Source organism: Paraburkholderia edwinii, from assembly GCF_019428685.1.
Lineage (GTDB): Bacteria > Pseudomonadota > Gammaproteobacteria > Burkholderiales > Burkholderiaceae > Paraburkholderia > Paraburkholderia edwinii.
Genome location: NZ_CP080095.1, coordinates 2619645 through 2645902 on the forward strand (window position 1 = coordinate 2619645; position 26258 = coordinate 2645902).

Below are 26258 nucleotides of genomic sequence, written 5' to 3' on the forward strand. Positions count from 1 at the left end.
TCATGCGGGCCTTTTCATGCGGCACCGCGCGTGACCGTTTATTGTGAATCACGGCTGCATTGACGCCATCGACGAGGATCCAGCGTTCGAACCGTTTGCAGGCGTTCGCCGGATCCTGCGGCGATAACCAGCCTTATCACGACGGAATTCGCGAACGGTTATAGGCGGTAAGGCAGACTGCGCCTTCGCATTGCGGGTAAGATCGACCTGGACCGGATACACATTCGCGTACTTCGTCGTTTCTTCGGGGAAAGAACATGCGACTGGCGAACTTCATCGTGCTGCGCATGGAAGAGATTCTTGCGCAATGGGAAGCTTTTGCCGCGACGCTGCAACCGGCGGCCCGAAACATGGACCGCCCGGCCTTGCGCGACCACGCGCAACAGATTCTGCAGGCGGTAGCAAAAGACATCTCGAGCCCTCAGACTCGCGACGAACAGCGCGAGAAGTCGCTGGGAAGAGCCCCGAAACTGATCGACGCGCCGGAGACGGCCGCGCAGACGCATGCATTGCTGCGTGCGCGCGGCGGTTTCAGCATCAATCAGCTGGCGGCGGAATACCGCGCATTGCGCGCCAGCGTTCTGCGTTTGTGGCTGGACAGCAGTGCGGCTGAAGTGTCAGACCTCGATGACATGATCCGCTTTAACGAGGCCATCGATCAGGCCGTCACCGAGTCCGTTGACTTTTTCAACCAGCAGATCGAACAGGCCCGCAACCTCCTGCTGGGTATGCTCGGGCACGACATGCGCAGCCCGCTGCAGACGATTCAGATGACTGCGGCCTATCTTGCCGCGCTCAACGCGGGCGAGAACGTGACGGAAGCCGCTGCGCGACTGATCCGGAGTGGCGCACGTATGCAGTCGCTTCTCGATGATCTCTGCGATTTCAATCGCATCAAACTCGGTCTTGGTATCAACATCGCGCCTGTCGATGTCGATCTGACAGATGTGTTCGCTGACGCCGTGGACCAGTTGCGTGCGGCGCACCCGGACCGCCAGATCGAACTGGATGTAGCGGGGGATGGGCGAGGTCGCTGGGATGGCGTGCGCTTGCAACAGTTGCTCGCCAATCTGGTAGCGAACGCATTGAAATATGGGAATCAGGCGACACCCGTGCGCGTTGCGTTGACCGGCGAGCAAACCGGGGTACTCATCGAGGTGACGAATAGTGGGCCGGCCATTGACCGGCGGACGATCGAGACGATTTTTCATCCTCTCAGGCGCGGTCCCCAGGAGGACAACAACTCGGGCGGCCTCGGGCTGGGACTCTACATCGCGGCCGAAATCGCGAAGGCTCACGGCGGGAGCATCGAAGCGAGATCTGACGAGGCCAGGACGGTATTCGCAGTTCGCCTTCCGCGCCGTCCCGAAGACGCGTAGGTTTTGCGAGCTGTGCGCTCCATTTCCGCGGCCGACGTCAGCGGGACCGCATTTAATTCATCGCGGTCGCTTGCACGTCGCCACGTCGTGATCGCAATAGACGCAGGGTCCAGGTATGCAGGAGCCGGGGCGCAAATTTCGCCCTATAGGTAAAGGCCGTGGCCTTGCGGGAGAGATTCGTGTCGATGTCCGCTCTCACGCAGACATCGGGCGTTCACTGGCTGTTTCGCAGAGACCGCTCAGGGTCGTCCTGAGCCGATCGCATGAGACACCTGCCGGCCAGCAGTTGAAGGGTGTGAAGGTCCGCTTTGCTGGCTTTAGCGAACGTTGCTCCGTTGGGCTCCGTTACCCTCTTCGTTGCGGGAAGCCATCGTGAGCGCGAGTCCGGCGAGAACGAGAGCCACTCCGAGCACGAACGACGGGCCAAGTCTGTCGCCGAACATGAATGATGCAGCGGCGATCCCGAAGACCGGCTGAAGGAACTGAACACTCGCGGCAACGCGCGCTGGAACGATACGCAGCAGGTTGAGCCAGAGAAACAGCCCGGCAACAGTCACAACCACTCCGAGATACACTGCGGCTGATACACCCGGCGTCGTGACGTGAAACGGAACGTGCCACATCTCCCAGAGCGCCCACGGCAGCAGTGCAATGAAGCCGAACAGCGTACTCCAGGCGGCTACCGTCGCAGTGCCGTATGCTGACGTGAGCTCGACACTCCAGACGTAATAGAACGCAATCGCAAGCGCGGACAGCAACACGCAAGATGCGCCGGCCGCAGTGGTCTCGGATATCGTCGCTGCGCCGTGCCCACGGGCGAACGCGACCAACGCGATGCCCGCAAATGCGGCGAGCAGCCCCAGCTTTTGCCAACCGGATACATGCTGCTTGAGGCGCAGCGCGGCAAAGAACACGATAAAAATTGGAATTGTCGCGGAGATTATCGTGCCGACCGACGCCGAAGTGCCCGTGACACCAAAAGTCTGCGCAACCTGTCCGATGCCGATGCCCAGCACCCCCAGCATGGCAACGCGCGGCCATGCGTACCGCGGTAAGGGATGCCGGCCTACCGCGAAGACGAGCAGTAACGGCACGGCTATGGCAAAGCGCATCGCAGTCAGCGTCAGTGGCGGCAGCGACTCAAGCCCCAGTTTGGTCACGGGGATCGATAGCCCCCACATCACCGCGAGAATCAGCAGTGCGCCCAAACTGCGAAGCGTGGTCGTCCCGGCTGCACGGTCTTTAACGACGGCTCCGGAACAGGCGTCAGTTAGGCTTTGGCTCGACATTGGCGTTAGCGCGGAATGGACATTGAATCGAGATATTCGGGGCAGCGCAGATCACTGACAAACGATTTGTCGTCATATAATGCGTGAGCGAAACTCACACGTAAATGGCTCCTATGTTCGATCGGCTTCCGCCGCTGCAAACTCTGCGCGCGTTTGAAGCGACTGCCCGACTACTGAGCATGACGCTGGCCGCCGAGGAACTGCACGTGACCCACGGCGCAGTCAGCCGACACATCAAGACGCTAGAGAATCATCTGGGTGTTCCGCTGTTCCGCCGCCTCACGCGCCGGATTGTCCTGACCGATGCGGGCGCAGAGTTTCACTTTGCTGTAGCCCGACTACTGGGCGAACTGACGAGGGAAGCCGAGAGCCTGCGCGGACACGACAGCATCGCAAGCATGACCATCAGTACGAGCGTTTCGTTCGCGAGCAAGTGGTTGGCGCCGCGCCTTCATCGCTTCAAGGCGATACATCCGGAACTCGATGTGCATCTCGACGTGACCGATCGCAATGTTGATCTGGACGATGGTCAGGTCGATGCAGCCGTGCGATACGGCGGCGGTCGCTATCCTCGCGTCCAGTCGGAACGGATTCTCGAAGAAACCGTGACACCGGTTTGTAGTCCAAGCTATCGCGAGGAAGTCGGCGGGTTGACGAATCCGGCTAGCCTCACACGTTGCACGCTGCTGCATGAAGACCGGATGTTGGCCAATTGGGAACAGTGGTTCGCTTATGCAGACGTGGGCAGGAGTCGCAGGGGGCGAGGGGCCGCATACAGTCATGGAAGCATGGCAATCGAGGCAGCCATCCGTGGCGAAGGCGTAGCCCTCGGACGCAGTGCTCTGGTCGGCGATGACATCGCGGCTGGACGCCTTGTCGCGCCGTTCCCTGACATCCGTCTGAAAGTCGAGCGCGGCTATGATCTGGTCTATCGCACCGGTAATCGCGATCATCCCAAGGTCCGCGCGCTGCGCGAGTGGTTAGCAGGTGAAGTAAAGCAATTTCTTGCAGATACGAGATGAGTGGCCACGGCCGACGCTTCGTTTCAACGACCGGTATCCGATCGAAAGCCGTCGCCTTCGGCCGGTGCATCGAGCGGCTGAAACGGGTTGATGAGCGACAAACGCGTCTGTCAAAAAGCGGCCAATCAGAGACTTTCGCGTCAACGCACTGAACGTCCGTTTAGTGGTCGATTTCGGGCGATCGCATTCGGGCAGTAGCCGGTCAAAAAACGACCATCGCCGGTGAGGTCCGAACGCCACTCTGCGACGCGTAACCGACTTATGGGGTTTGCACGTGCGTTAGAGAAGCCGCGCGTGCCGGCGGCGGATGTGCTCGATCTTTTCTAACTGTTCGCAAAACCAATTCCGAAGGTCGTCGGGCACGCCATAGCTTTTCCCGCAGGCCACGCCTCGACAGGTTGCCTCCCGACGATCAGGAATAGCGTTTGCACAAATGTATCAGCCCGTCCATTAGTCCATCGTCTGCTGGCCACACAACTTGATATCGAGGAGTCGAACGTGAGCGAATCTGTGATGCTGGAAACCGGGAAAGCGCCAAAAACATCCGCTCGTCATAGCGCGTCGGCACTCAAAGACGTGACCGGATTGACCTCGGTCTATGTTGCAGCTGCCGAACAACTCGCCGAACTGAATAGTCGTGCGATCCATACGACGCTAGACGAGCAACGTGCGATCGCGCTGCAAGCGGCCGAGGAACGGTCGCTGTTAGGTGCATGGCGGCTGCAGGCCAGTTATGCGCTTGCCGGGAGCGCGAAAGCTGCGGCGTATCTACGGCATGTTGGAGACATCCTGCTTGGCGCTTATGCGGACGCCGTGAATGAAGCTGAAAGTTCGTTCAATCGAGGCTTCATGGCCATGACTGGCATGGCCGACAACGTGGCAGTCGGTGCCGGTTCGTTAATACTGCAGCCCGGCTCGACACTCGCGACCAGTCAGGAGCAAACTGCACGAATCGTGGATGAGAAAGGTGAAGTGGTCGCGTCGCAGCGCGAATAGCGACGAACCTGTCAGGCAACGCCTGTTGGAGAAAGTCATGGCCAGCCGGTCCTATGGTCCGTACCGCGGTTGCGATATTGAAGTACATGTCACTCAGGCAAAATCGCACGCGCTCGGGGGTACATGTCATCGCTTTCGCGTGTCGTGGACAGTGTTTTCTCCAGACAACCCGGACTTGCGAGTCGCCAGTTTCCCCGAGCGCTTCGATTTCCTTTGTGATCAGGACGCGTTCAGGTATGGAGCGAATCGAGCGCACACCTTCATTGATTCGATCCTCACCGTTCCCTCAAAAAGACGGATTGTAAAAGGCAGCAACCCCCAGAATTTGGTCAAGGCGCACGGGGCGGAGTCGTTTGCGCCACGTTCAAAGGTGCAGCACCGGTCGCGCTGACTGGAACGAATGTCGCGTTCGCCTCCGTACTGAGAAATTCCAGTCGCGACGGGCCGTGTTCTCTCGCATTAGCGTCATCGCCCGTCGTCATCGTAAAGCAGCCGAAGTCCGTCTGTTTGTTCGTTATGGGTTTCCGAAAGTAGACATCACTCTCGCTGGAAACGCACATGCGCCTGTTCAATCGCTTCGCTTTCCTGGCCGCTTTTCCGCTTGCTTCGTGCGCGCTCGGACCATCAGGTTCGCATGATATCGGCTTCGGCTCGTCGCCCACGATACCACCTCCAGAGTCGACGTTGCTTCCAATGGTGAATATCGCTCCCGTTCATGCGCGCCCCCCGGGGTTCCGGCCCACCGCTCCCCCAGGCTTCGACGTCACCTTGTTTGCGGCCGGTCTCGCGCATCCGCGCTGGCTCTACACTTTGCCCAATGGTGACATACTGGTTGCGGAAAGCGACGCGCCCGAAGAACATGATGAAGGAAGTGGCCTGGCCGGCTCGATCAGGCGGCAGATCATGAAGCGCGCAGGCGCAGGTCTGCCGAGCCCGGATCGCATCGTGCTCCTGCGTGATCGGAACGGCAGTGGGGCCGCCCAGATGCAAACCGTTTTTCTTCGCGGTCTACGCTCGCCGTTTGGAATGGCGTTGATTGGCAGTCAACTCTACGTAGCAGATACAGACGCTCTATTGCGCTTCGACTATGTCGCAGGTGCTACCTCGATCGAAGGCCCCGGCGTGAAGGTTCTCGACCTGCCCGCAGGCCCGATCAACCATCACTGGACAAAAAATGTAGTCGCCGACCGCTCTGGAAAACATCTGTACGTTACGGTGGGATCGAACAGCAACGCAGGCGAAAACGGAATCGACGCGGAACAGGACCGAGCGCGAATCCTCGTGCTGGACGTCGACACCGGTCGAATGCGGCCTTATGCGACGGGCTTGCGCAACCCCAACGGACTCGCCTGGCAACCGGACAGCGGTGCGTTGTGGACGACAGTTAACGAGCGGGACGGTCTGGGCAACAACCTGGTTCCGGACTACATGACCGCTCCGAAAGAAGGTGCGTTCTATGGCTTCCCATATAGCTATTACGGCCAGCATGTCGACGCACGCGTCACTCCTCAACGACCCGATCTCGTGGGAAATGCCGTTGAGCCCGACTACGCCCTTGGCAATCATACGGCTTCGCTAGGCCTTGTCTTTTACACCGGAAAATCGTTCCCGGCGCGGTATCGTGGGGGCGCATTTATTGGGCAGCATGGATCATGGAACCGCAAACCGCATGCAGGCTACAAGGTGCTATTTGTGCCTTTTGTCGATGGAAAACCTGCCGGCGCACCGGAGGATTTCCTGACCGGGTTTCTGACGGCGGACGAACACGCCGTGGGCCGACCCGTCGGTGTGGCGCTGGACGCGCATGGGGCCCTGCTCGTTGCTGACGACGTGGGTAACGCGGTCTGGCGAATAGTGCCGCGTGACAATGAGGAGCCGGCGGGCAACTGACGCTCCCCGGCCGCTTGCCTCGGAGGAGTCGGAAGGCGATGGATGACCCGCGTCCGGCAGATTGCGGACCCTGAGATCGCGCGGCGCAAGAATCGCGCGTCTCGCTGGTCGCGCGGCTTGTCTCGCACGCCTCACATTTTGCGCGATAGGCCGCCGATGGCACCCCTGTGAAATGGTGAACGAAGCCTCGTTGTAATGCAGTGGTCAAGCGGTGAAAATTTGCGCCGGTGAAGACCCAGAGTCAACCCGAATGCCGTTCGAACGGCGGCTAATTTCCGCTACGCCCGGAATAACGCGCGTCCGCAAATGCAGCGCTAAGAAAAATCGGATTGCTAATAGAGACCGCAGCTGATCGAGATGATCGATACGATGGAGACGATGGATGAGACGCTCGCGGCCCGGCTGAGGATTAACCCTGCGGCATGGCGATTGCGCAAGAAAAGCGCGAGGCTATTTTCCCACCGGGTCATGGCGATCGCCGTTAGCACGAGGAGACAATCATGCAATTCGGTACGAAACGAATCCTGTTTTTGTTGCTGGCACTGATCATGTCAAGCGCGGCTCACGCGCAGGGCGGCGGTGCGGGTGGCACTGGGGCGGCGGGCGGGGGACAAGAGGAGACGCGCACGGGAACGCCCGCAACCGGAGGCGGGGCCGGCGCCTCGGCTCCAGGCGCCACGGAGAAGTCCGGCGGGACGTCACAGAAACAGATGCAAAAGGGTGGGACCGGTTCCGCCGCGCCCGATGCTGGCGTAACAAAAAAGGCGTATTGAAGTCGTCGCGTCGATCCTTCGTCCCTCGCGTTCACGGCTTCAAGACGACCTTAATGCAGCCGTCTTCCTTGTCGCGGAACGTCTTGTACATCGCAGGCCCGTCTTCGAGCGGCACCGAGTGCGTGATGACGAAGGAGGGATCGATCTGACCTTCCTGAATGCGCCGCAGAAGATCGTCGGTCCAGCGGTTCACGTGCGTTTGCCCCATGCGCCACGTCAAGCCCTTGTTCATCGATGCGCCCATTGGAATCTTGTCGACGAGGCCGCCATAGACGCCCGGCACCGAAAGCGTGCCGGCCGGGCGGCACACGTAGATCATTTCACGCAGCACGTGTGGCCGGTCAGTCTCGAGCATGACCGCCTGCTTGGCGCGATCGTACATCGAGTCGACCGAGCGCGTTGCATGCGACTCCATGCCGACCGCGTCGATGCATTTTTCCGGGCCCTTGCCGGCAGTCAGTTCGTGCAGCCGCTCCAGCACGTTTTCGTTTTTGAAGTCGATGGCCGTCGCGCCGCCCGCACGCGCCATCGCGAGACGCTCGGGCACATGGTCAATCGCAATCACCTGTCTGGCGCCGAGCAGCACGGCGCTGCGTATCGTCATCTGCCCGACCGGGCCCGCGCCCCAGATAGCGACGGTATCGGTCGGCTCGATATCGCATTGCACGGCGGCCTGCCAGCCAGTCGGAAAGATATCGCCGAGAAAGAGCACCTGCTCGTCGGTCAGTCCGTCGGGAATCTTCACGTGCGTCCTGTCGGCGAACGGCACTCTCACATACTCGGCCTGACCGCCCGGGTAGCCTCCTGTCAGATGGGTATAACCGAACAGTCCTGCCGTGGTATGCCCGAACAATTTGTCGGCCGCTTCCTTGCTGCGATTCGTGCGCTCGCACACCGAGAAATTACCGCGCCTGCACTGGTCGCACTCGCCGCAAATGATGGTAAACGGCACGACAACCCGGTCTCCCACCTTTAACGCTTTGTTTTCGCTCCCCACCTCGACGACTTCGCCCATGAATTCGTGGCCCATGATGTCGCCGTGCTTCATGCCGGGCATGAAGCCATCGAACAGATGCAGGTCCGAACCGCAGATCGCGCATGTCGTCACTTTCACGATGGCGTCTCGCGGATGTTCGATCTGCGGATCCGGCACGGTGTCGCACCGGATGTCTTTCTTGCCATGCCATCTGAGCGCTCTCATATTCGGTCTCCCTGACCTGATCTTCGTTGCGATGAGCCAGCATTCGATGTTCCGCGACAAGCCGAATACGGTTGCGACTTCAACCAGAACCGGTCGTGCAGCTTCACGCCTCGCTGGATGTTATACGGCGCCGCCTCGCGTGCGCTGATGATGATCTTGCTGTCGTGGGCGCGTCGACTGGCCTCACCCCGTCCCGGAGTTGCCTTGTAAAAAAGGCGTTCCGCGAGGTAAACCCCCTAATGCGGTTTTTCCGGGTGGCTAACGAATTGCGAAAGGCCGATATGGCGGTCCGCTTCAGCGGAAAGCCAGCGTCCGCGCTGTTTTCCCGATGCGCCCGGAACCGCGCGTCCAGGCATTGCCAATGCTGCAGTGGCTATGCGTGCCATTGCGTCACGCATTCGGTACATCGAAAGGAGCGAATCATGGCGACGAAGGAACAAGGGCCCAACACGGGGCAACCGGACGACTCCAGCAAGAACAGCGAGGGCGGCACCAGCAGCACGGGCACGTTCGAAACCGATATCTCCGAGACGGGAGAAGACGGCACGACGGTGCGCCAATCCGAAGTCAGCGAGAAAGACCTGACCGAGGCCAAGCCGTCGTCGGACGAAGGCGGCATGAAAGACGCAGGAAAAGGCCCGTAACAGGAAAGTGGCAACGCTCCGGCACGACGGCTGCCGGAGTATCGCCACAGCCCGCAACGCACCCCACCCAGCGCGAAATGAACGCGGTCGGCGATTTGCCAGCTCTCGAAGCGGTACTTCTAGCGGACGCGCCGGCTCGCAGCTTGCTGGCCATTATCGGACGCCGGATCATTCTGTGCCCGGCGGAGTGCCTTAGGAAGCCACTATGAACGACACTCAACAGAAGGGGCAATCGACGCCTGCCCAGCCGCAGGATCAGGTGCCTGGCCGCACCGAACCGATGCACCCGAAACCGGACCACGGCGAGCAAAGCTATCACGGCTCCGGGCGCCTCGCCGGCAAGGCGGCAATCATTACAGGCGGCGACAGCGGCATCGGGCGAGCAGTCGCGATCGCGTTCGCGCGCGAGGGCGCCAATGTACTGATCGCCTATCTGAACGAAGACGACGATGCGCGCGAGACCGCACGTTGGATCGAGGAGGCGGGCCGCAAGGCGGTGCTCGTGCGCGGCGACATCACGGACAAGATGCATTGCGATGAAATTGTCGAACGTGCGGTGCGCGAATTCGGCAAGCTCGACGTGCTCGTCAACAATGCCGCCTATCAGATGACCTACCCGTCGATCGAAGCGATCAGCGACGACGAATGGGACCGCACCTTCGATACGAACATCAGCGCGATGTTCAGAATCACGCGCGCCGCCGTCAGGCACATGAAGGCCGGAGGCTCGATCATCAACACGGCATCGATCAACGCAGATAAACCGAATCCGGGTCTGCTCGCCTACGCGGCCACGAAGGGTGCGATCCAGAATTTCACCGCGGGACTGGCGCAGGCGCTCGCGGAACGCGGCATACGCGTGAACTGCGTGGCCCCGGGGCCGATCTGGACGCCGCTGATTCCGTCGACCATGCCCGAGGACAAGGTCAAGGAGTTCGGCAAGCAGGTGCCGATGAAACGGCCGGGGCAGCCGGTCGAAGTCGCGCCGCCGTACGTGATGCTAGCCTCCGACGAAGCAAGTTATATCTCGGGTGCGACCGTGGCGGTCACGGGCGGGGCGCCGATGCTTTAAGTTCGCTGTCCTTCGCGGCTGCACGCCGCACAGATACTGAGGGAGTCAATCATGGAGACGTCAAAGATAGAAGGTACGCTTCAAAAGAGCGCTGGGTATGTAGAAAAAACGCTCGGCGATGCGCTTGGCGATACCAGCGCACAAGTGAGCGGGAAGGCGAAGGAACTCACCGGTAAGGCGCAGAAGCTGTACGGAGACGTAAGGGGCGTAGTGAAGGACTCTACGGCTGAGCGTCCTCTGATGGCTCTCGGGATTGCGGTCGGGATTGGCTTTGTGTTGGGAATGCTGAGGGCGGCCAACCGGACCGAACGGTAAAACCGGCGCAGCGACGGCAATACCGTGTGTACCGGCCTACGCCAGGCACGGGCCTGGGTGTGAAACACTTGAACAGTTATGCGAGGGAGGCGGCCGTGACCTCTGGTAGACATGACTGACGAGGTTAAGTCTGGCAAAAAAGGAGCGGAAGCACTTCCCGGCGGTGCGTTGCCGTAGCCGTCCGCCTCGCGATTCGATACGCGAAGCGGGCGGTGAATGAATCGACTGATGGGCATCTACCGTGGACGGGCACTTGATACTCCGGTTGATACTCTCCGCCTTTACGCTTCTGCTCGCCGGATGCGTCGTAGGCGGGATGCCACCATACACCGGCCGGCATCTGAGTCCGACCGAATGCCGCGACTTGGCCGCGCTCAAGAGCAACGCGCCTCCCACGTTTGCACAGCACCAAAGCGAACTGGTGGCGCTGCGAAAAGCGGGCTACAACCCGTCACCATGGTATGACGACCCGTACTACCCTGATGATCTGCAAGCGGCGCAGCGTCTTGTCGACTATTGGTTCCAGACGGAGTGTCAACTACCGCCGCCCGGCTGAATGGATTGGCAGACAGAAAACGGGCGACGCCTTCGGCGGCCTGTTTTCAGGGTGACCGTCTTCGCGTCCATGCACGGCAGACATAGCGCCCTGGCTAGCGCACCGGTCGCGGCCGAACATCATCCGGCCCGTCGTTGGACCTCCCCCCTGTCGCGGACGTCGATCGGGCGGCGCCGCTTTCGATCGTCGGCTGATGCCGGAACCCGAGGCCTCCCGCGCCGAGCGCTATGATGGCGCCAACGAAAAGGGCGGCCACGGAGAACCAGCTCGCGCGGGCCACAGCGCGTGCCGCGGTGTCTGCCGCCTGTCGCGCGTCAGCTTCTGCTTGCGGACTGGATGCCGCAGCGGTGGCGGACGCGATAGTGCTTCGCGCCTGTTGCGTCAGGGAAGCTATTGCGTCATTTCCTGCGTTGGACTGGGTCGCGGCGGCGCCTGCTGTGGCACCGGCCGACGCCACGTTGCCGGCGACGCTGACTGCGCCCCCAATCAGTGTTGCCATCTCGAAGACGACAAAGAGAATCATGACCGCCCATGCCAGGAGGCCATGCAGCCAACCAAGTACCGGCGCGCAACGACCCGCAAAATAGGCTCCGCCAAATACCGATGCAACGGTTGTCACAATGAGCCAGACGCCGGACCCGAAGCCGAATCCCCGCGTAGGGTTCGGCTCGGACAAAGGACTGAGCAGCGATGCACCGATGGCCGTACCAAGGACGCTCATCACCAGATAAATCACGAGCGAGATAACGACGCCCGTAAACACCGCGCCCCAGGAAACGCGCGGCAGTCCATCTTGTGTTGCTAATAGTCGCATGATCAGTCTCCAGATTTTGCGATATCAAGAAATCGCCGGGAAGTCCGACGACCACGAGCCCGCAAACGACATTCCACAAGTTGCGCGCTTCTACGGGCAGCAATGGGCGTCGACTGGCAATACGTCGGCAGCGATTTTGCACGGTAGATTCCGATCAAGGCACAACCGCCGAACGCTCACGAATCTGCTTGGCCGTCGGATGCATGCATGCGTGCGTCGCTCGTCGGGCGGTGCGCCATCGTGTGAGACGCCGGCCCTGAGACGGTCTACATCGGGAACGCGAGATGCGCCGGATGGGCGATGAGTCGTGGTCCCGCTACACGTTTGCCCGCAGCGATGCGAGCTTGCCACCATCCGGAGCTGATATGACCGACACTCGAACCGTCGACATCTACCGCTACGACCCCGACGCGGACGAGCGCCCGCGCGTACAGCGATATGAACTGGATCTCGGCCACGACGAGCGCATGCTGCTCGATGTGCTGGGAAGACTCAAGGCGATGGATGAGACGCTCGCGTTTCGACGCTCATGCCGTGAGGGCATTTGCGGCTCGGATGCAATGAATATCAACGGGAAGAACGGGTTGGCCTGTCTTGCCAATATGAAGGAGCTACCGAAACAGATCGTACTGCGGCCACTGCCGGGTTTGCCCGTGATCCGCGACCTGATCGTCGACATGACACCATTCTTCAAGCAATACCATTCGATCAGGCCGTGGCTCGTCAACGATGATCCGCCGCCTGACCGGGAGCGCTTGCAGTTTCCGGACGAACGGGACCAGCTGGATGGCCTCTATGAGTGCATTCTGTGTGCGTGCTGCTCGTCGTCGTGTCCTTCGTTCTGGTGGAACCCGGACCGCTTCGTAGGCCCCGCCGGCCTGTTGCAGGCATACCGTTTCATAGCGGACTCTCGCGACCAGAATACGGCCGCCAGACTGACGGATCTGGAAGACGCGTATCGGCTCTTTCGCTGTCGAACAATCATGAACTGCGTCGATGTCTGCCCCAAGGGGCTGAATCCGGCGCGCGCGATCGGCGAAATTCGGTCAATGCTGACCCGCCGAGCAGTATGAAAGCAGGAGTTCCGGCGCAGCATTGCCATGCCGGTGTGCGTGGATGACGGTCGCGTCGCTGGCGTCCCGATCTGCAGCAATGAACGGTCGTTGCCCGGCTAGAGCGGCGCAGAGCCCCGTGGCACATTGAAACAGGGCAGAAATCATTGTCGTTTAGAAACCCACGCCTACGCCGACTCCGCCTCCGACGCTCCCTCCGCCAAAGCTGCTTCCACCCACGCCCACACCTATCGCAGTACGGGGCGCGTAATAGCCGGGACCATATCCGTAGTACGGATCGCCGTAACCATTTGGCTGCACAGCAACACAGCCGGCAACGGCTGCTGCCAAGGTGAGGATACCGAAAAGCCTCATCATGATCAGCCTCTCTGCAGCCCTATGAATTGCGGCTGCGCATGAACATGATGCACCGGAATCAGCAGGGTGACATCCAGCAGTGACGCGTTCGCACAGATTCGAACGGGGCGGTGGCACCGCCGGGGGAAGATGACCGGCGATGCGTAGCGGCGATGCACGAGGCCTTCGAAATTTGAGGCACAGCGGTTGCGTGAGTAAGCCTGACGCACGGGAATGCCTCATGTGGAAGGATCTGTCGCGGAGGGATTGTTCGAATCATTCGATTGCTGGCTGAATTTCGCGATGCTGAGACGCGATGAGGAGACTAGCGTGGTACGACGGAAAATTAAAGGCGCGCGTAACGGCAAGATGTACGCGGAGTCGCCCGACGACTACGCGGTGTATCTGACGGCATCGCGTACTGCAGGCGGCCAGTTCTTCGGCAGGTTGGAGGTTGTGCGCAAGACGGATGGCAAAACCATCTACCCGTATGATGGCGCGCTGGAAATCGGGCCGTTTGCCACCGTCGAGGAGGCACGTCGAAGCGCTACAAACCTGGGCGGGATGGTCATTGACGCTGACCTGAAACATCCCGAATAGTTATCAAAGCCTGTCACTGATCCAGGCTCGCGCGAGGTATCGAAAGCGGGGGATTGTCGACCGTCGCACGGCGCCCATCACGGCTTGCCACATGTCTGTGTGGCGTCGGGCCGGCTTATTCGTTGCCAATTGCCTTGGAAACGGCAGCAGGGCTATCGAGCGGCTCATCCGCCAAGGCCGCCAGCGCCTCCATCACCTCTTCGTCGGCACCATTTTCCTTTGCAGTTTTGAGCAGGCTCTCTTTGGTGGCCGGATAGGCCGCTCCTTTAAGCGCTTTTTGCACATCGATAAATTTTCTGATCTGCGGATTCTTCGCATTCGATTGATCGGATGCCATAGCAGTCCTCCAGTGGATATGGATTTATCTGCTGGCGCATCGGGCGTGCCACGTCCTGCGCAACCCCGCCAAGGCACGGGTGTAGGAAGAGGCTCACGCTTCGGCCTTTCCTGCAAACACAAAGGGGCACGTCAATTGCAGCGTCACCTGTGTGCGATGGCGCTTCGTCTAGCCGACTCAATCACGATTCAGGGGGCAAGCATGGCTGCACGCAAACCGGCATCGAAATCTGCTTCCGCCGCACGACCGCCAAAAGGCGGTGCCGAACGCACCTCAGGACGCTTGGCGCGCAAGGCGTCCAATCTCAGCGATGACGCAAATAGCAAATCGACCGTGAGCGTTTGCGATTGCGTTTGCACCGCGCTGATCAACCTTTACGACCAGAGCGCGTTGTCGTCGGCAGCGCTCGGTTCGATTCTCGAAGCGTTCGAGCCGTTAGGTCTTCCGTGGCACAGCGCACAGGCGCAACGGCGTTCGAAGGACGGCTCGAGCTTGCGGGACGTGATAGCACCTTTTGCGAAACAGGTGCGGGAACGATCGAAGCGAAGCGCGGAGGCTGTCGAACGGTTACTGGCCGTGTACGAAGTGCCCGCGGCGCTTCCCGATCACCCCGCGTCAGGTCGCTCCCGCAAGAGGCGTTCGGCTCGCGCGGCGACCGAGCGCGGCGATGAAGACACGGTTGATCAGTTATCCGCTTTTGCATCACACACTTCGGCCCGCGCAAGGGCAGGTGTCGCCACGCAAAAAACGGAGCGGAAAAAATCGGGCGGGCTTGCGCCGTTCTTGCGAGCGCTTCCGCCGCGCCGCGCGCAGTGACGCTTTGATCGGACCGCGTCGGGCGAGTCAACCAGCAGATTTCCCGGTCTTGTCGGGCGCCGTTGGATAGGGGCGCAGCGCCTCCGGCGTGCGCATGTCACGTGGCATCTGAAAATCGGCCAGCGCTACGCCGCGCATCGCGTCTGGCGCTTGTGGAAAGCCGCTGCGCGTCGAGTAGTCGCGTAACGGACGCACTACGGAGTTGTGCCGGCCCGTTCTCGATGACGCGGTAACACCTGCCGCATAGATGTCCAGCGCGCCGACGCCGACCAACGCAGTGCCGACGGCTAATACGCGGCGGCCCGCTCGCGCGCTGCCGGTTTTCGCCGCAGCTGTAGCACTGCCAATATCGAGCAGGTCGCCTGCCACACGAGCCCATAAGAATCGTTGCGGCTGCCGCGAGGTGAGAATGCCGATGCCGCACACAATTTCGCGCAGCCCGTACAGCCGCACGGTGGTCGGGCGCGCATCGATTCCCGCCGTACGCGACAGCGCGCGCGGCGCGCACAGTTCGGCAATGCCGAGCGCAATGCTGAGCCAGCCAAGCTGGCGTGCGACGCGTGGTAAGGCGACGGCATCGTGGGGGAGGGACACTACGGCGGCATTGCGCGGCACGTCAGAGGAGTTATCGCTCATGGGTTTGCTCCGTCGAAATATCTCGCGTATTCCGCATTACCTGTGCTTTACGCCTGAAACGCCCCAGTGGGATTCGCGCTAGCGTTTTGCACATGCGCCTATGGAAATTTCAGTTCCCTCATGGGTAGCTGCGACTGCCAGTATCATCTCCCATGTGCAGTCAGTCCTCGCATCCTGTGTGCCCGTACCGGCGGTCAGCGAAACATAGGCCGTTAGGTCTCCTGTTTCAGGTGTCGCCGCTGGTGGCGTTGGACTGTCCCATGCGCATTGACATACACCACAGCTCAGGCCTTCCTGGCGGCCGCTCGCGCCATCGACCTTCTTTGGCAACTCGCCGATGCGTGTGCCCTCGTCGATCCGCACCTGTTCAATGCCGACCTGCCGCTCGTCGCCGACGCAGCTCGTCGTTCTCCTGCGGACCGCGGGCATCACCGCTCCGTTTCACGCAAAGTGCGAACCTGCGGCGCCAGCCTCCCGTCAACCGCTTGCGAAAATGCGCAGGGGGCAGGTGCTTCGGCGCGGCTCCGATTGGAAAGGAAGAGATCGACCGTCCGCAGACAGTAGCGCTCACGTCCGAAACGGACGCAATACGTACAAGCCGCGCCAGTTAAACATGGCATAGCCTGCTCATGTCCGATTCATCGGCGCAAACACCGTTCATGAACACCTCGGGTCTGGCCCATGTTCCGATTTAGGAATAAAGGGTTTCGCCGTCAGTATTTCAGTGGAGGCGAACAGTTGCGTCGGTCATAATCCGCGGCGCCGAGCGCTGCTACAAAACTTCAAAGGGGTGTGGATGGACAAGTGCGCCAAGACGCTTTCGCCAACGCGCCTGAAAGCGGACACGTCGCGGAAATAGCGCACTGATCGAACAAGGACGCTCGTTCACAATTGCGACCTACGTGCGCATCGTTGGCAGCTTGCATCGCATGCGTGGCCGGCCTGCGCGTAGGTTCAGATCGACGTAAGTGCGACCCGGATACCGGAGGGGACGTGCTGTTTTATCACCATGGGGTGGCGATCCAACCATCTGTGACGAAGACTGGCCACACCTTTGTCGCGCGTGTTTCCATTCTCGAGGAAGATGGGGAAGCCACTTCGCTGGGCAATCTGGGATATTTTGCGAACCGGCAGTCGGCATTTGCTTTCGCTGTGCGCTGCGGAACCGCCTTCGTGGACGACGAGCCAATGCCCGCACCGCCGTGCAAGCTGAGACACACCTGACAGAACGGGCTCCAGCGCAACGCGGACCAGCACCGGGCAGGGAAGCGTGAGCGTTGTGCCCGCTTTCCGCAGCAGTGGTCCGTAATGGATGGTCGTCCATAGCAGTCTCAGACATCAAGTCGCTCCACCGTCACGGCTCCCGCCACTTCAGCTTCGACCAGTTGCCGGCAAAACAGGTTGACCGGGCGCGCATCGTCGCTAACGACGTAAAGCACGATCATGTTCCCGCGCCGCACCGTCTGCGCCACCGATTCCATTTCGGGATGTTGACGAAAAGTGTCCTGCAATGCGGCGAGCGTCGCCGTAGGGGAAAGTCGGATATGAAGCCGGGTGAACATCTGCGCCTCCCGCATGGCGCCCTGTAGCGGCTCGACTCGCTACTCGGCTACGCCTTTCTTGCGCGCCAGTTCCTGTGCCATCTGGTAGTGGTGTTTGATGGTTGGCAGGGCCTTGCGGGCCGCCTGCCGGATCGGGGCGACCTGACCGCCGCTCGCTTCGCGCTCGAAAGCGGCGATCGCTTCCCGGTGGCCCTGCAGCCCGACCGTGGCGATGTACGCGTCATCGAACTGCTTTCCCTTCAACGGCTGCAGGCTTTCCAGTACCGCGCGGTCCGGACCGCTCTCCGGGACCTTGAAACTGGCCGGCAAGGCTGCCTTGAGCTCACTCGCGAGCCGCTTATGGTCTTTAATCATCTCTCGCGCGAAGGCCTTGACGTCGTCGTCCTGACTGTTGCTCATGGCCAGTTTTCCCGCAGCGATCTCCGTCGCCGACGACATGTCGGCCACTCGCACAAAACCACGGTCGGTTTCTGGCGAGGCAGTGTCGGCTGTGGTTTGCCCCTGTGGGCCTTGGGCAGTTGCTGCCGGGTTTTGCGCGGGCACCGCGGTCGCAAGCATGCCAGCGCCAGCAACAAAGACAGCACATAGCGAAGTGCGTAACGTCGACATGGTGCTTCTCCCAATGAGGAACAGTCGCTCGCGTGGACAAAGAGACGGCCCGTTGCGCCGGGCCGGGCGCGCACGCTAGGACGCGCAAAACACCGCTGCTCCAGACGGAGCCCAACCGGAGCAGCCGGAGGTCAACTGTCCTCAGCATGCCTCGTGCCGACCTTAAAGCGACTACCTTCCGTCCGTTCCTGCATCTTCAGGGGCGTAGGCACACCCCATGCGCAATCGTGAGAGCCCAACCAAGGAGGCTCTCATGTTCATGCATAACAGACGGTTGCAATACACGGTGCGCGTTGGCGTCACCAATCCCGGTCTCGCGAACCTGATGCTGGAGCAGTTCGGTGGCCCGCAGGGCGAACTCGCGGCCGCCATGCGCTATTTCACTCAGGCCGTAGCCGAAGAGGATCCGGGCCGCAAGGACATGCTGTACGACATTGCGACCGAGGAGCTCAGCCATCTGGAGATCATCGGTTCGATCGTCGCGATGCTCAACCGCGGCGCCAAAGGTGAGCTCGCCGAAGCAGTCGACGAGCAGGCGGAGCTGTACCGCAAGCTGAACAGTGCAGGCAATGACAGCCACGTTACGCAGCTGCTTTACGGCGGAGGCCCCCCGCTGACCAATTCGGGCGGTGTGCCCTGGACGGCGGCGTATATCGACACGATTGGCGAGCCGACCGCGGATCTGCGCTCGAACATCGCAGCGGAAGCGCGCGCGAAGATTGTCTATGAGCGGCTCATCAATGTGACCGAAGACCCCGGCATCCGGGATGCGCTCGGCTTCCTGATGACACGCGAAATCGCGCATCAGAAGTCGTTCGAAAAAGCACTGTATGCGATCACGCCGAACTTCCCGCCGGGAAAGATGCCGCCGGTGCCGGAATTCGCGAGCACCTACTTCAAGATGTCGCATGGCGGCGAGGCGGTCGAAGCACCGTGGAACAGCGGCACCGGCCTGTCAATGCAGGACGGGGAACCGGCGGTCGACGGCGGCGACGGCAACGCCTGGGTCGAGCTGGACGCGAGCGAGCAGACATCGCTCACCGCCATGGCCACACGTCTTCAGTCGGATCCGGAAAGTGACCCGACAACGGGGGCGGAACTGGGCAGCTCGGCGGCGCCCCCCGAGGACATCAAGTAACACTCACCCACCGCTGATGCCGGAGAAAGTTATGACCACCCCTCAGGAACATCTGGTTGACTGGCTGCGCGACGCGTACGCCATGGAAAAGCAGGCTGAAACGATGTTGCGGGCCCAGTCGGGGCGCCTCGAGAATTACCCGCTGCTGCGCGGGCGAATTGACCAGCATATCGAGGAGACGCTTGCCCAGCAGCAGTTGCTGGAACAGTGTCTTGACCGCCTCGGCAGCAGCCCGTCAGCGATGAAGGACCTCACCGCGAGAGTGAGCGCGTTCATGCAGGGTGCGGGCGGGATGGCGGTCAGTGACGAGGTGGTCAAGGGCGGCATGGCGGGCTATGTGTTCGAACATGTCGAGATCGCCGCGTACACCGCTCTCATCGCCGCGGCCGATGCGGCGGGCGACGCGGAAACGCGGCGCGTCTGCCAGCAGATCCTCCCGCAGGAGATCGAGATGGCCCGCTGGCTGCTTGAGCACCTGCCGGAGACGGTGACGACGTTCATGACGCGCTCGGCCGCTGGCAGCGATGAGGCGAAACGCTGACGACCCGCCAAAGACCCTTCGCTTGAATTGTTTCTGGAGAACGCAACCATGACTACCAAGACCGTCAAAGACCTGTTTATCCATTCGCTATCGGACATCTACAGCGCCGAAAAGCAGATGACCAAGTCGCTGCCGCAGATGGCTCGCGCAGCGACAAACGAGGAACTGAGCGCCGCCTTCATGACCCACCTGGAAGAGACGCAAGGCCAGATCGAGCGGATCGACCAGCTGGTCGAAGGCGCCGGTATCCGGCTCAAACGTGTCAAATGCGTCGCGATGGAAGGACTCGTGGAAGAAGGACGCGAGGAGATCGAGGAGATCGAAAGAGGACCGGTGCTCGACACGGCGCTGATCGCGGCAGCACAAAAAGCCGAGCATTATGAGATTGCTTCATACGGCTCGCTCATTGCGCTCGCGAAGCAGCTTGGCGAGAACGACGCGGTCAGACTGCTTGGGGAAACCCTGAAGGAAGAGAAGGCGACCGACGAAAAGCTCTCGCTGCTGGCCGAGCAGAAACTGGCAGCAGAAGCACTGGGCAAGTAGGAGTCCGTATGCGGCAGTTACGTCCCTCTCCCGCAGCTGTCCATACGGCACCCATCCACACTTGGACCGCGAACCGTATCAGGCGCGCGCTGCTCGCCTATCAGGTCGGCGTCTGGGTGCTGGCGATCTTCATCTCGTGTCAGGTGGGGTAGCGCCATGGAACGGATGCCGCTCGGGGCGCTACGGCCGACACAGATGACGGTCGGCATGGATTACGTCGAAGCCAAGGCGCTGATTACCGCGCGTTTGCCCGGCGACGAGCTCGAACGCTTCATGACAGCGCATGCCATCAGGATTGCACTCGGGCCAGACGGTGAGGCGTTTATCGTTGACCATCACCACTGGGCACGCGCGTGGTACGACCTCGGCTATCTGGATGCGCCGGTCACCCTTGTCGCGGACTTCGGTGGCACAGGACGCGAACAGTTCTGGCAAAAATGGAGCGCAAAGGCCGGGTGCATCCATTCGACGCGAGCGGCAAGCGTCACGGCGTTGAAGCACTGCCTCTGAGCATCGCGGGGCTTACCGACGATCCGTTCCATAGCCTCGCGGCCTTTGCGCGGCGGGCGGGCGCCTATCGCAAGCCGAAACGCGCTTATGCCAGTTTCGTGTGGGCCGACTTTCTGCGCCAGCATGTCCCGTTTGCCGGCAGCGGCAGAGGGGCCTTTTCGCTGGCGCTGGTGCAGTCAATCAGTGTTGCACGTAGCAAGGCGGCGGCAGCGATGCCGGGCTATATCGCTCAGAAAAGGCGCTGAATGCGATTGCGGATCGAGCCGCAATGGAACGCTTCGCGTGCCGTCTGTCCCAACCTCACTCAGCAATTGACGCGGCCCGGTGCCTGACATCGAAGGACCCGAGGTCTTGCCACGGCGAGAATGGCTGCGAGCAGCGGTGCGCGTCTGATGCTGATCGCGCGCAACCAGCAGGCGCTTCAGGCTCTCGCGCAGGAATTATCTGGCAAGGGTGCGGACATCGACTTTGCGGTCGCGGACGTCAGCGATTCCGGCCAGTTGCAGATGGCGGCGACCGGACCATTGCCCGTTTCGGCGGCTTCGACACCTGGATCAACAACGCGGGATTTTCGATCTATGGCCGATGTCTTGATGTGCCCGTCAGCCAGCAGAGGGAGCTGTCCTGCAGCCCGCGAGACCGCTGAGCGCGAGCGCGTAAATGCGCCCGCCGCACCCGCCGGGTCTCGCGCCTGAGCCGCAGCAATCGGTGTAGCAATGCGGCGCGTGGATCTTCCGGCCGGTTTCGCTGTCATCTGCAATGGCCGAAGGGATCGCCTGATGCCGCCTTGAAGTAGCCGGCCGCGCGTGCGACAAGGAGTCCGCGCGACGCGCGCTATCTGCGAGGCCATGTCACGGGTCAAGTGTCGCACTACCCAAGGGCCCCCTGGAGTTGAAACGCCTGAGTGGGAAGCCACCGAGTCGAGCGCAGCAGCACGCTGTGCCAGTCCCGTGATCAGCTCCGTATCTGATTTCACGTGTCCTCCAGTCGCAGTCTTGTTCCGCCGTGATGCCCGAAACCGGCGAAAAATTTTCAAGGTGCGCCGCCTACTTTTGCCCCTTGAAATCCTCGCCCGAGCGTCTATCTTTGGTTTCGCTCAGGCAGACGCGCGGCTCGCAACACCCCGTGCGCTGCGTGTTTCGATTTGTTTTGCCAAATGGCAGGCGAACTGGAGCGCGTAGGCCCGTTCGCCTCCCGTATCATTCGAGGAGAACTACATCATGAGCGATCTCTACTCCGGATCTGACCTCTTCGGCGAGTTCGACCGACTGCAACGGCAGATGGCGAACTTCTTCGGTACTTTCCCCTCCAGCCTTCGGGCGAGCCGCTTCGGCGCGTTCCCCCCGCTCAACATTGGCGCTACCGACGAGTCGATCGAGATCGTCGCCTTTGCACCCGGCATCAATGCGGCGGAACTTGACGTATCCATAGACAAAGGTCTGCTGACCATCAGCGGTGAGCGCAAGCCGGCACAGCCGGATACCGGCGAGGACACGCGTCTGTATGCGCAGGAGCGTTTCCGTGGTGCGTTCCGGCGGGTGATCGAACTGCCTGAGAACGCCGATCCCGACAAGGTTCAGGCGCGCTACGAGAATGGCTGCCTGTCGATCACTATCGGCAAGCGCGAATCCTCGAAGCCTCGCGCGATTACCGTGCAGTAACCCCAGGAGCCGAAAATGAGCGATACCACTGAACTGAGCAAACGCGACCCGTCGGCCGTCACGCGCGCCGGGCACGAGCCGTCCGGGCGACGGATGACGATTACTGCTGCCGTCGATATCTACGAGGACAGTCAGGGCGTCACACTTTGGGCCGACCTGCCAGGAGTTACCCGGGACAAGCTTGATGTGCAGGTCCATGACGGCAATCTCGCCATCGAGGCTGAGGCTGTCGTGCCGACACCGGCAAATCTGCGGCTCCAGCATGCCGAGGTCCGTGAGCCGCGCTTTGCGCGCACGTTCACGCTCTCCCCGGACTTCGACACATCGAAGATCGAGGCCAATCTGAAGGACGGCGTACTGAAGCTCACGATCCCACGCCGGGACGAGGCGCGCCCGCGGCGGATCGAAGTGCGTACAGGCTGAAAGTCGACACGTGGGGCAGCGACGGCAGGAAGCACAGCCGGTGGCGTCTGCCTGACTGCCCCATCCGACAGCCGAGGCCCGAATGAGCCAGTCGTTCCGGGTTGCCCGTGGCCGGGATCGTGACGGCCGATTGCGCTGCACAACATCCACGACGGTGCTCACCGCCGCATAAGCGCGGCGCGATGCGCTGTCTTGCGCCCGTCAGGCGGATTGGAAAGTGAACAGTCGCGGGCGCGAGCGCAGTGTGGTCCCGGGGCCCGGTCCGGACGTTGGCGGTGGAAAAGCAGCGGTGCCGTCACCGGGATACGGCTCTCCTGCCAGCTTCCAGAGGAGGAAACGATGAAACCCGATCCAAGAAAGTGGAATCCCTTCAAGTTCCTTCGCGGGGATGTCCGCAAGTCCGATGCGGACAGCGCGGAGAGCGCGCCGGCGGCCGAAAAGGAACAATGGTGGGCCTTCCTGCCCGACACTGCGCGATTGTTCTCACGAGAGCCATGGCGCGCAGTGGAGGATTTTTTTCACGACCCGTTTGCAGGCCGTAGCGCGCTCGAGCGATGGTTCGGCGACTTCAGCTCATCGCGCTTCCAGCCGCGCATCGACGTCGTCGATGAGGGGCCCGTGCTGCGCGTGACCGCGGAACTGCCCGGGATGGATCGCGACGATTTGAAGGTGAGCGTCGAGGACGGCGCAATCGTGTTGCGCGGGGAGAAAAAGCAGGATGTGCGAAGCGAGGAAAACGGCTGCTACCGGCTGGAGCGTGCTCATGGACGCTTCGTGCGCACGATCCCGATGCCCGACTACGCCGATCCGGGACGCGCCCTGGCAAAGTTCGACAACGGGGTACTCACGTTGACCGTGCCGAAAACAGAGCCGGCACCGTCCACGAGTCGCACAATCGATATCGGCTAGGGCGAGCATGCGAAGCGCCATGGCGGCGGACGAGAATAGGACTGGGCCGTTAGCTCAGCTGGTAGAGCAGCGGACTTTTAATCCGTTGGTCACTGGTTCGAATCCAGTACGGCCCACATGAAAGCACGCATCTGATGCCACCCGGCAAAGGTCGACGCATATCGCACGGCGTGGTCCATCGAACCGCGTTCAATCTCACACCAGAATTCCTGATAGCGGGCACCGAGACGTCGGGCCGCCTCATAGCGGTGAAAGTGACTGGCAAGCCAGAAGTGGCAGCCATCAAAGAAGACTTTCATTGCCGGCCGCGCCGCGCGCATGGAACCGCTGCGGACGGCAGCCATGGCTTCCTGCAACGCGGCATCGTCGAACGATGCCTCACGGTTAAACTCAACGTCAACCGAGAGCTGCAAGAACTTGAGGTAGTCCAGACTGAGCACGCCAGCAGGTAGTCGGGCTGACGGGTGGGCAGGCAGATGAGGAGAGCCGGGCATCGCGATGTCAGGCTATTCTGGGTAACGATAAAGACGGAAAGCCTGTCCGTGCCGGGCTTTCCCTTCCGGCCGGACCAGCCAGCCCGGTTCACTCGCCAGCCATGAGATGGCGAATCACAAGTGCGGGGTCAGCGATATCCAGAATGAGCCTGCGCATGATTCGCCGACGCATATGTTCCTCGTCGAGGGTCCAGGGCGCCCCCTTCTCGCTGAGATAACGCGCGAGGGCGTCCTGGTTGTCCAGTCCGGCGGGAAGATCGAGGCGCACAGCAAGGAGTCCCGCCACGACGTCGTCGATCTCGACTTCAAGCGGCTTCGTATCAATGTAGAGCTTCAGTTTCATGGTCGTTCACGCGCAAAAAGCGGCGCCGCGCGACGCAGACCGCGGGCACCGGGCCAATTGCACCGGCCGCGACTGTTGGCCGGTGCATTCAGGAAACGCCGCTGGATCAGTAGTCCAACTCCGGTGCGGCGGTCTGCGCCGGCTTCTCGTCCTTTGGCGCGTCGGCGACCGTGGCGTCCGTCGTCAGGATCAGCCCGGCAATCGATGCGGCATTCTGTAACGCCGTGCGTGCAACCTTGGTCGGGTCGACCACACCTGCCTCGACGAGATCGCCATACTCGCCGGTGGCGGCGTTGTAGCCGAAGTTGCCCTTGCCTTCGAGCACCTTCGCCACGATCACCGACGGCTCGTCCCCCGCGTTGGCGGCGATGACGCGCAGCGGTGCTTCGAGCGCACGCAGCACGATCTGGACGCCAGCGTCCTGATCACTGTTGGCGCCTTTGAGGCTCGTCACGGCCGAACGCGCGCGCAAAAGTGCCACGCCACCACCCGGCACGATGCCTTCTTCGACCGCCGCACGTGTGGCGTGCAGCGCATCGTCGACGCGGTCCTTCTTCTCCTTCATCTCGACCTCGGTTGCCGCTCCGACCTTGATGACGGCCACGCCGCCAGCGAGCTTCGCCACGCGTTCCTGCAGTTTCTCGCGATCATAGTCGCTCGTCGTTTCCTCGATCTGCGCGCGGATCGACTTCACGCGCGCCTCGATGCGCTTCCCGTCGCCAGCGCCGTCGATGATGATGGTGTCGTCCTTGCGCACCTCGACGCGCTTGGCAGACCCGAGATCCTCAAGCGTGGCCTTCTGCAACTGCTTGCCCGTCTCTTCCGAAATGACGGTCGCGCCGGTAAGGATGGCGATGTCCTCGAGCATGGCCTTGCGACGATCTCCGAAACCGGGCGCCTTGACGGCGGCGACCTTGAGAATACCGCGCATCGCGTTGACCACCAGCGTGGCCAGCGCTTCGCCATCGATGTCTTCCGCGACGATCAGCAGGGGCTTGCCTGCCTTGGACGTCGCTTCCAGTACCGGCAGCAGGTCCCGGATATTCGAGATCTTCCTGTCGTGCAGCAGGATCAGGGCGTCGTCGAGATACGCGGCCTGCCTGTCGGGATCGTTGATGAAGTACGGGCTCACGTAGCCGCGGTCGAACTGCATGCCCTCAACCACGTCCAGCTCGTTCTCGAGCGACTTGCCGTCCTCGACCGTGATCACGCCTTCCTTGCCGACTTTCTCCATTGCGTCGGCGATGATCTTCCCGATCGCCTCGTCGGAGTTCGCCGAGATGGAACCGACCTGCGCGATTTCGCGGTTCGTCGAAATGGGCTTCGACAGCTTGTGCAACTCGTCGAGCACAGCGACGACAGCCTTGTCGATTCCCCGCTTCAGATCCATCGGATTCATCCCCGCGGCGACGTGCTTCATGCCTTCCTGCACGATCGCCTGGGCGAGCACAGTGGCGGTCGTCGTGCCGTCGCCCGCGACGTCGGCGGTCTTTGAGGCGACCTGCTTGACGATCTGCGCACCCATGTTTTCGAAGCGGTCCTTCAGTTCGATTTCTTTCGCGACCGACACGCCATCCTTCGTGATGGTGGGCGCGCCGAAGCTGCGCTCGATCAGCACGTTGCGGCCTTTCGGTCCGAGCGTGACCTTCACGGCATCGGCGAGGACGTTCACGCCCTTGACGATACGGGCGCGCGCGCTGTCATGGAATTTGACGTCTTTTGCACTCATGTTGTTTGCTCCGGGTAAAGTCGTTGACTCAACACGTCGCGAACGAC

General features: G+C 61.4%; 28 protein-coding genes, 1 tRNA gene and 1 pseudogene. 20 read left to right on the forward strand and 10 right to left on the reverse strand.

The window, feature by feature from the left end; all coding sequences use genetic code 11:
* The first annotated feature begins 257 nt into the window (after window positions 1-257).
* Window positions 258-1379: a sensor histidine kinase gene (locus KZJ38_RS11555; RefSeq protein ID WP_219796043.1), complete on the forward strand. Its 1122-nt coding sequence runs from the start codon at window positions 258-260 to the stop codon at window positions 1377-1379.
* A gap of 317 nt (window positions 1380-1696) precedes the next feature.
* On the opposite strand, the gene KZJ38_RS11560 is transcribed toward KZJ38_RS11555, so the two are convergent.
* Window positions 1697-2587 (reverse strand): DMT family transporter, encoded by an 891-nt coding sequence (locus KZJ38_RS11560; RefSeq protein WP_246641437.1) that lies wholly within the window; start codon window positions 2585-2587, stop codon window positions 1697-1699.
* A gap of 194 nt (window positions 2588-2781) precedes the next feature.
* Here KZJ38_RS11560 and gcvA point away from each other — a divergent pair, with 194 nt between their 5' ends.
* The 3 genes from gcvA to KZJ38_RS11575 all read left to right on the forward strand — a co-directional run bounded on the left by gcvA (window position 2782) and on the right by KZJ38_RS11575 (window position 6576).
* Window positions 2782-3690 carry a transcriptional regulator GcvA gene (gene gcvA, locus KZJ38_RS11565; RefSeq protein ID WP_219796044.1) on the forward strand — a complete coding sequence of 303 codons (909 nt, stop codon included), beginning with the start codon at window positions 2782-2784 and terminating at the stop codon, window positions 3688-3690.
* A 498-nt stretch (window positions 3691-4188) separates the two neighbouring features.
* Window positions 4189-4686: a TIGR01841 family phasin gene (gene phaP, locus KZJ38_RS11570; protein WP_219796045.1), complete on the forward strand. Its 498-nt coding sequence runs from the start codon at window positions 4189-4191 to the stop codon at window positions 4684-4686.
* 558 nt (window positions 4687-5244) lie between these two features.
* Window positions 5245-6576: a PQQ-dependent sugar dehydrogenase gene (locus tag KZJ38_RS11575; RefSeq protein ID WP_219796046.1), complete on the forward strand. Its 1332-nt coding sequence runs from the start codon at window positions 5245-5247 to the stop codon at window positions 6574-6576.
* 804 nt (window positions 6577-7380) lie between these two features.
* On the opposite strand, the gene KZJ38_RS11580 is transcribed toward KZJ38_RS11575, so the two are convergent.
* Window positions 7381-8550 (reverse strand): zinc-dependent alcohol dehydrogenase, encoded by a 1170-nt coding sequence (locus KZJ38_RS11580; RefSeq protein ID WP_219796047.1) that lies wholly within the window; start codon window positions 8548-8550, stop codon window positions 7381-7383.
* Between the two features lie 422 nt (window positions 8551-8972).
* Here KZJ38_RS11580 and KZJ38_RS11585 point away from each other — a divergent pair, with 422 nt between their 5' ends.
* The 4 genes from KZJ38_RS11585 to KZJ38_RS11600 all read left to right on the forward strand — a co-directional run bounded on the left by KZJ38_RS11585 (window position 8973) and on the right by KZJ38_RS11600 (window position 11137).
* Window positions 8973-9194 (forward strand): hypothetical protein, encoded by a 222-nt coding sequence (locus tag KZJ38_RS11585; protein WP_219796048.1) that lies wholly within the window; start codon window positions 8973-8975, stop codon window positions 9192-9194.
* A 205-nt stretch (window positions 9195-9399) separates the two neighbouring features.
* Window positions 9400-10266 carry an SDR family oxidoreductase gene (locus KZJ38_RS11590; protein ID WP_219796049.1) on the forward strand — a complete coding sequence of 289 codons (867 nt, stop codon included), beginning with the start codon at window positions 9400-9402 and terminating at the stop codon, window positions 10264-10266.
* A gap of 51 nt (window positions 10267-10317) precedes the next feature.
* Window positions 10318-10581 carry a CsbD family protein gene (locus KZJ38_RS11595; RefSeq protein WP_219796050.1) on the forward strand — a complete coding sequence of 88 codons (264 nt, stop codon included), beginning with the start codon at window positions 10318-10320 and terminating at the stop codon, window positions 10579-10581.
* A gap of 241 nt (window positions 10582-10822) precedes the next feature.
* Window positions 10823-11137 (forward strand): DUF4148 domain-containing protein, encoded by a 315-nt coding sequence (locus KZJ38_RS11600; RefSeq protein ID WP_219796051.1) that lies wholly within the window; start codon window positions 10823-10825, stop codon window positions 11135-11137.
* A 94-nt stretch (window positions 11138-11231) separates the two neighbouring features.
* On the opposite strand, the gene KZJ38_RS11605 is transcribed toward KZJ38_RS11600, so the two are convergent.
* A complete protein-coding gene (locus KZJ38_RS11605) occupies window positions 11232-11951 on the reverse strand; it encodes a hypothetical protein (protein WP_219796052.1) in 720 nt (239 codons plus the stop codon).
* A gap of 365 nt (window positions 11952-12316) precedes the next feature.
* Between KZJ38_RS11605 and KZJ38_RS11610 the strand changes: the two genes are divergently transcribed.
* Entirely contained in the window at window positions 12317-13024 is a 708-nt protein-coding gene (locus KZJ38_RS11610) for a succinate dehydrogenase/fumarate reductase iron-sulfur subunit (RefSeq protein ID WP_219796053.1), read from the forward strand.
* A 603-nt stretch (window positions 13025-13627) separates the two neighbouring features.
* Complete coding sequence (locus tag KZJ38_RS11615; protein ID WP_246641438.1) at window positions 13628-13960, forward strand: DUF6723 family protein; 333 nt, start codon at window positions 13628-13630, stop codon at window positions 13958-13960.
* Between the two features lie 115 nt (window positions 13961-14075).
* Here KZJ38_RS11615 and KZJ38_RS11620 read toward each other — a convergent pair whose 3' ends face one another.
* Both KZJ38_RS11620 and KZJ38_RS11625 read right to left on the reverse strand, forming a co-directional pair.
* Window positions 14076-14297: a DUF2795 domain-containing protein gene (locus tag KZJ38_RS11620; RefSeq protein WP_219796054.1), complete on the reverse strand. Its 222-nt coding sequence runs from the start codon at window positions 14295-14297 to the stop codon at window positions 14076-14078.
* A gap of 843 nt (window positions 14298-15140) precedes the next feature.
* Window positions 15141-15749: a hypothetical protein gene (locus KZJ38_RS11625; RefSeq protein WP_246641439.1), complete on the reverse strand. Its 609-nt coding sequence runs from the start codon at window positions 15747-15749 to the stop codon at window positions 15141-15143.
* Window positions 15750-16742: 993 nt separating this feature from the next.
* Here KZJ38_RS11625 and KZJ38_RS11630 point away from each other — a divergent pair.
* Window positions 16743-16973 carry a hypothetical protein gene (locus KZJ38_RS11630; RefSeq protein ID WP_219796055.1) on the forward strand — a complete coding sequence of 77 codons (231 nt, stop codon included), beginning with the start codon at window positions 16743-16745 and terminating at the stop codon, window positions 16971-16973.
* A 107-nt stretch (window positions 16974-17080) separates the two neighbouring features.
* Here KZJ38_RS11630 and KZJ38_RS11635 read toward each other — a convergent pair whose 3' ends face one another.
* The gene (locus KZJ38_RS11635; protein ID WP_219796056.1) at window positions 17081-17326 is read right to left on the reverse strand and encodes a hypothetical protein; all 246 of its coding nucleotides are present in this window, start codon (window positions 17324-17326) and stop codon (window positions 17081-17083) included.
* A gap of 24 nt (window positions 17327-17350) precedes the next feature.
* Window positions 17351-17920 (reverse strand): DUF4142 domain-containing protein, encoded by a 570-nt coding sequence (locus KZJ38_RS11640; RefSeq protein WP_219796057.1) that lies wholly within the window; start codon window positions 17918-17920, stop codon window positions 17351-17353.
* A 253-nt stretch (window positions 17921-18173) separates the two neighbouring features.
* Here KZJ38_RS11640 and KZJ38_RS11645 point away from each other — a divergent pair, with 253 nt between their 5' ends.
* The 9 genes and pseudogenes from KZJ38_RS11645 to KZJ38_RS11685 all read left to right on the forward strand — a co-directional run bounded on the left by KZJ38_RS11645 (window position 18174) and on the right by KZJ38_RS11685 (window position 23761).
* Entirely contained in the window at window positions 18174-19058 is an 885-nt protein-coding gene (locus KZJ38_RS11645) for a manganese catalase family protein (protein WP_219800273.1), read from the forward strand.
* A gap of 31 nt (window positions 19059-19089) precedes the next feature.
* Window positions 19090-19599, forward strand: a complete 510-nt coding sequence (locus KZJ38_RS11650; protein ID WP_219796058.1) for a ferritin-like domain-containing protein — start codon at window positions 19090-19092, stop codon at window positions 19597-19599.
* A gap of 48 nt (window positions 19600-19647) precedes the next feature.
* Complete coding sequence (locus KZJ38_RS11655; protein ID WP_219796059.1) at window positions 19648-20142, forward strand: YciE/YciF ferroxidase family protein; 495 nt, start codon at window positions 19648-19650, stop codon at window positions 20140-20142.
* A gap of 207 nt (window positions 20143-20349) precedes the next feature.
* Window positions 20350-20897: pseudogene (locus tag KZJ38_RS37125) on the forward strand (ParB-like protein).
* 147 nt (window positions 20898-21044) lie between these two features.
* Window positions 21045-21347: a hypothetical protein gene (locus KZJ38_RS11665; protein ID WP_246641759.1), complete on the forward strand. Its 303-nt coding sequence runs from the start codon at window positions 21045-21047 to the stop codon at window positions 21345-21347.
* A gap of 525 nt (window positions 21348-21872) precedes the next feature.
* Window positions 21873-22313, forward strand: a complete 441-nt coding sequence (locus KZJ38_RS11670; protein ID WP_219796060.1) for an Hsp20/alpha crystallin family protein — start codon at window positions 21873-21875, stop codon at window positions 22311-22313.
* Window positions 22314-22328: 15 nt separating this feature from the next.
* Window positions 22329-22736 (forward strand): Hsp20/alpha crystallin family protein, encoded by a 408-nt coding sequence (locus tag KZJ38_RS11675; RefSeq protein WP_219796061.1) that lies wholly within the window; start codon window positions 22329-22331, stop codon window positions 22734-22736.
* Window positions 22737-23075: 339 nt separating this feature from the next.
* Entirely contained in the window at window positions 23076-23645 is a 570-nt protein-coding gene (locus KZJ38_RS11680; protein WP_219796062.1) for an Hsp20/alpha crystallin family protein, read from the forward strand.
* A gap of 43 nt (window positions 23646-23688) precedes the next feature.
* Window positions 23689-23761, forward strand: a tRNA-Lys gene (locus KZJ38_RS11685).
* Here KZJ38_RS11685 and KZJ38_RS11690 read toward each other — a convergent pair.
* The 3 genes from KZJ38_RS11690 to groL form a co-directional block, all read right to left on the reverse strand.
* Window positions 23735-24085, reverse strand: a complete 351-nt coding sequence (locus KZJ38_RS11690) for a hypothetical protein (protein ID WP_219796063.1) — start codon at window positions 24083-24085, stop codon at window positions 23735-23737. The genes KZJ38_RS11685 and KZJ38_RS11690 overlap by 27 nt on opposite strands.
* Before the next feature lie 142 nt (window positions 24086-24227).
* Window positions 24228-24482 (reverse strand): hypothetical protein, encoded by a 255-nt coding sequence (locus KZJ38_RS11695; protein ID WP_219796064.1) that lies wholly within the window; start codon window positions 24480-24482, stop codon window positions 24228-24230.
* A 106-nt stretch (window positions 24483-24588) separates the two neighbouring features.
* Window positions 24589-26211 carry a chaperonin GroEL gene (gene groL / locus KZJ38_RS11700; protein WP_219796065.1) on the reverse strand — a complete coding sequence of 541 codons (1623 nt, stop codon included), beginning with the start codon at window positions 26209-26211 and terminating at the stop codon, window positions 24589-24591.
* Between the last annotated feature and the right edge of the window lie 47 nt (window positions 26212-26258).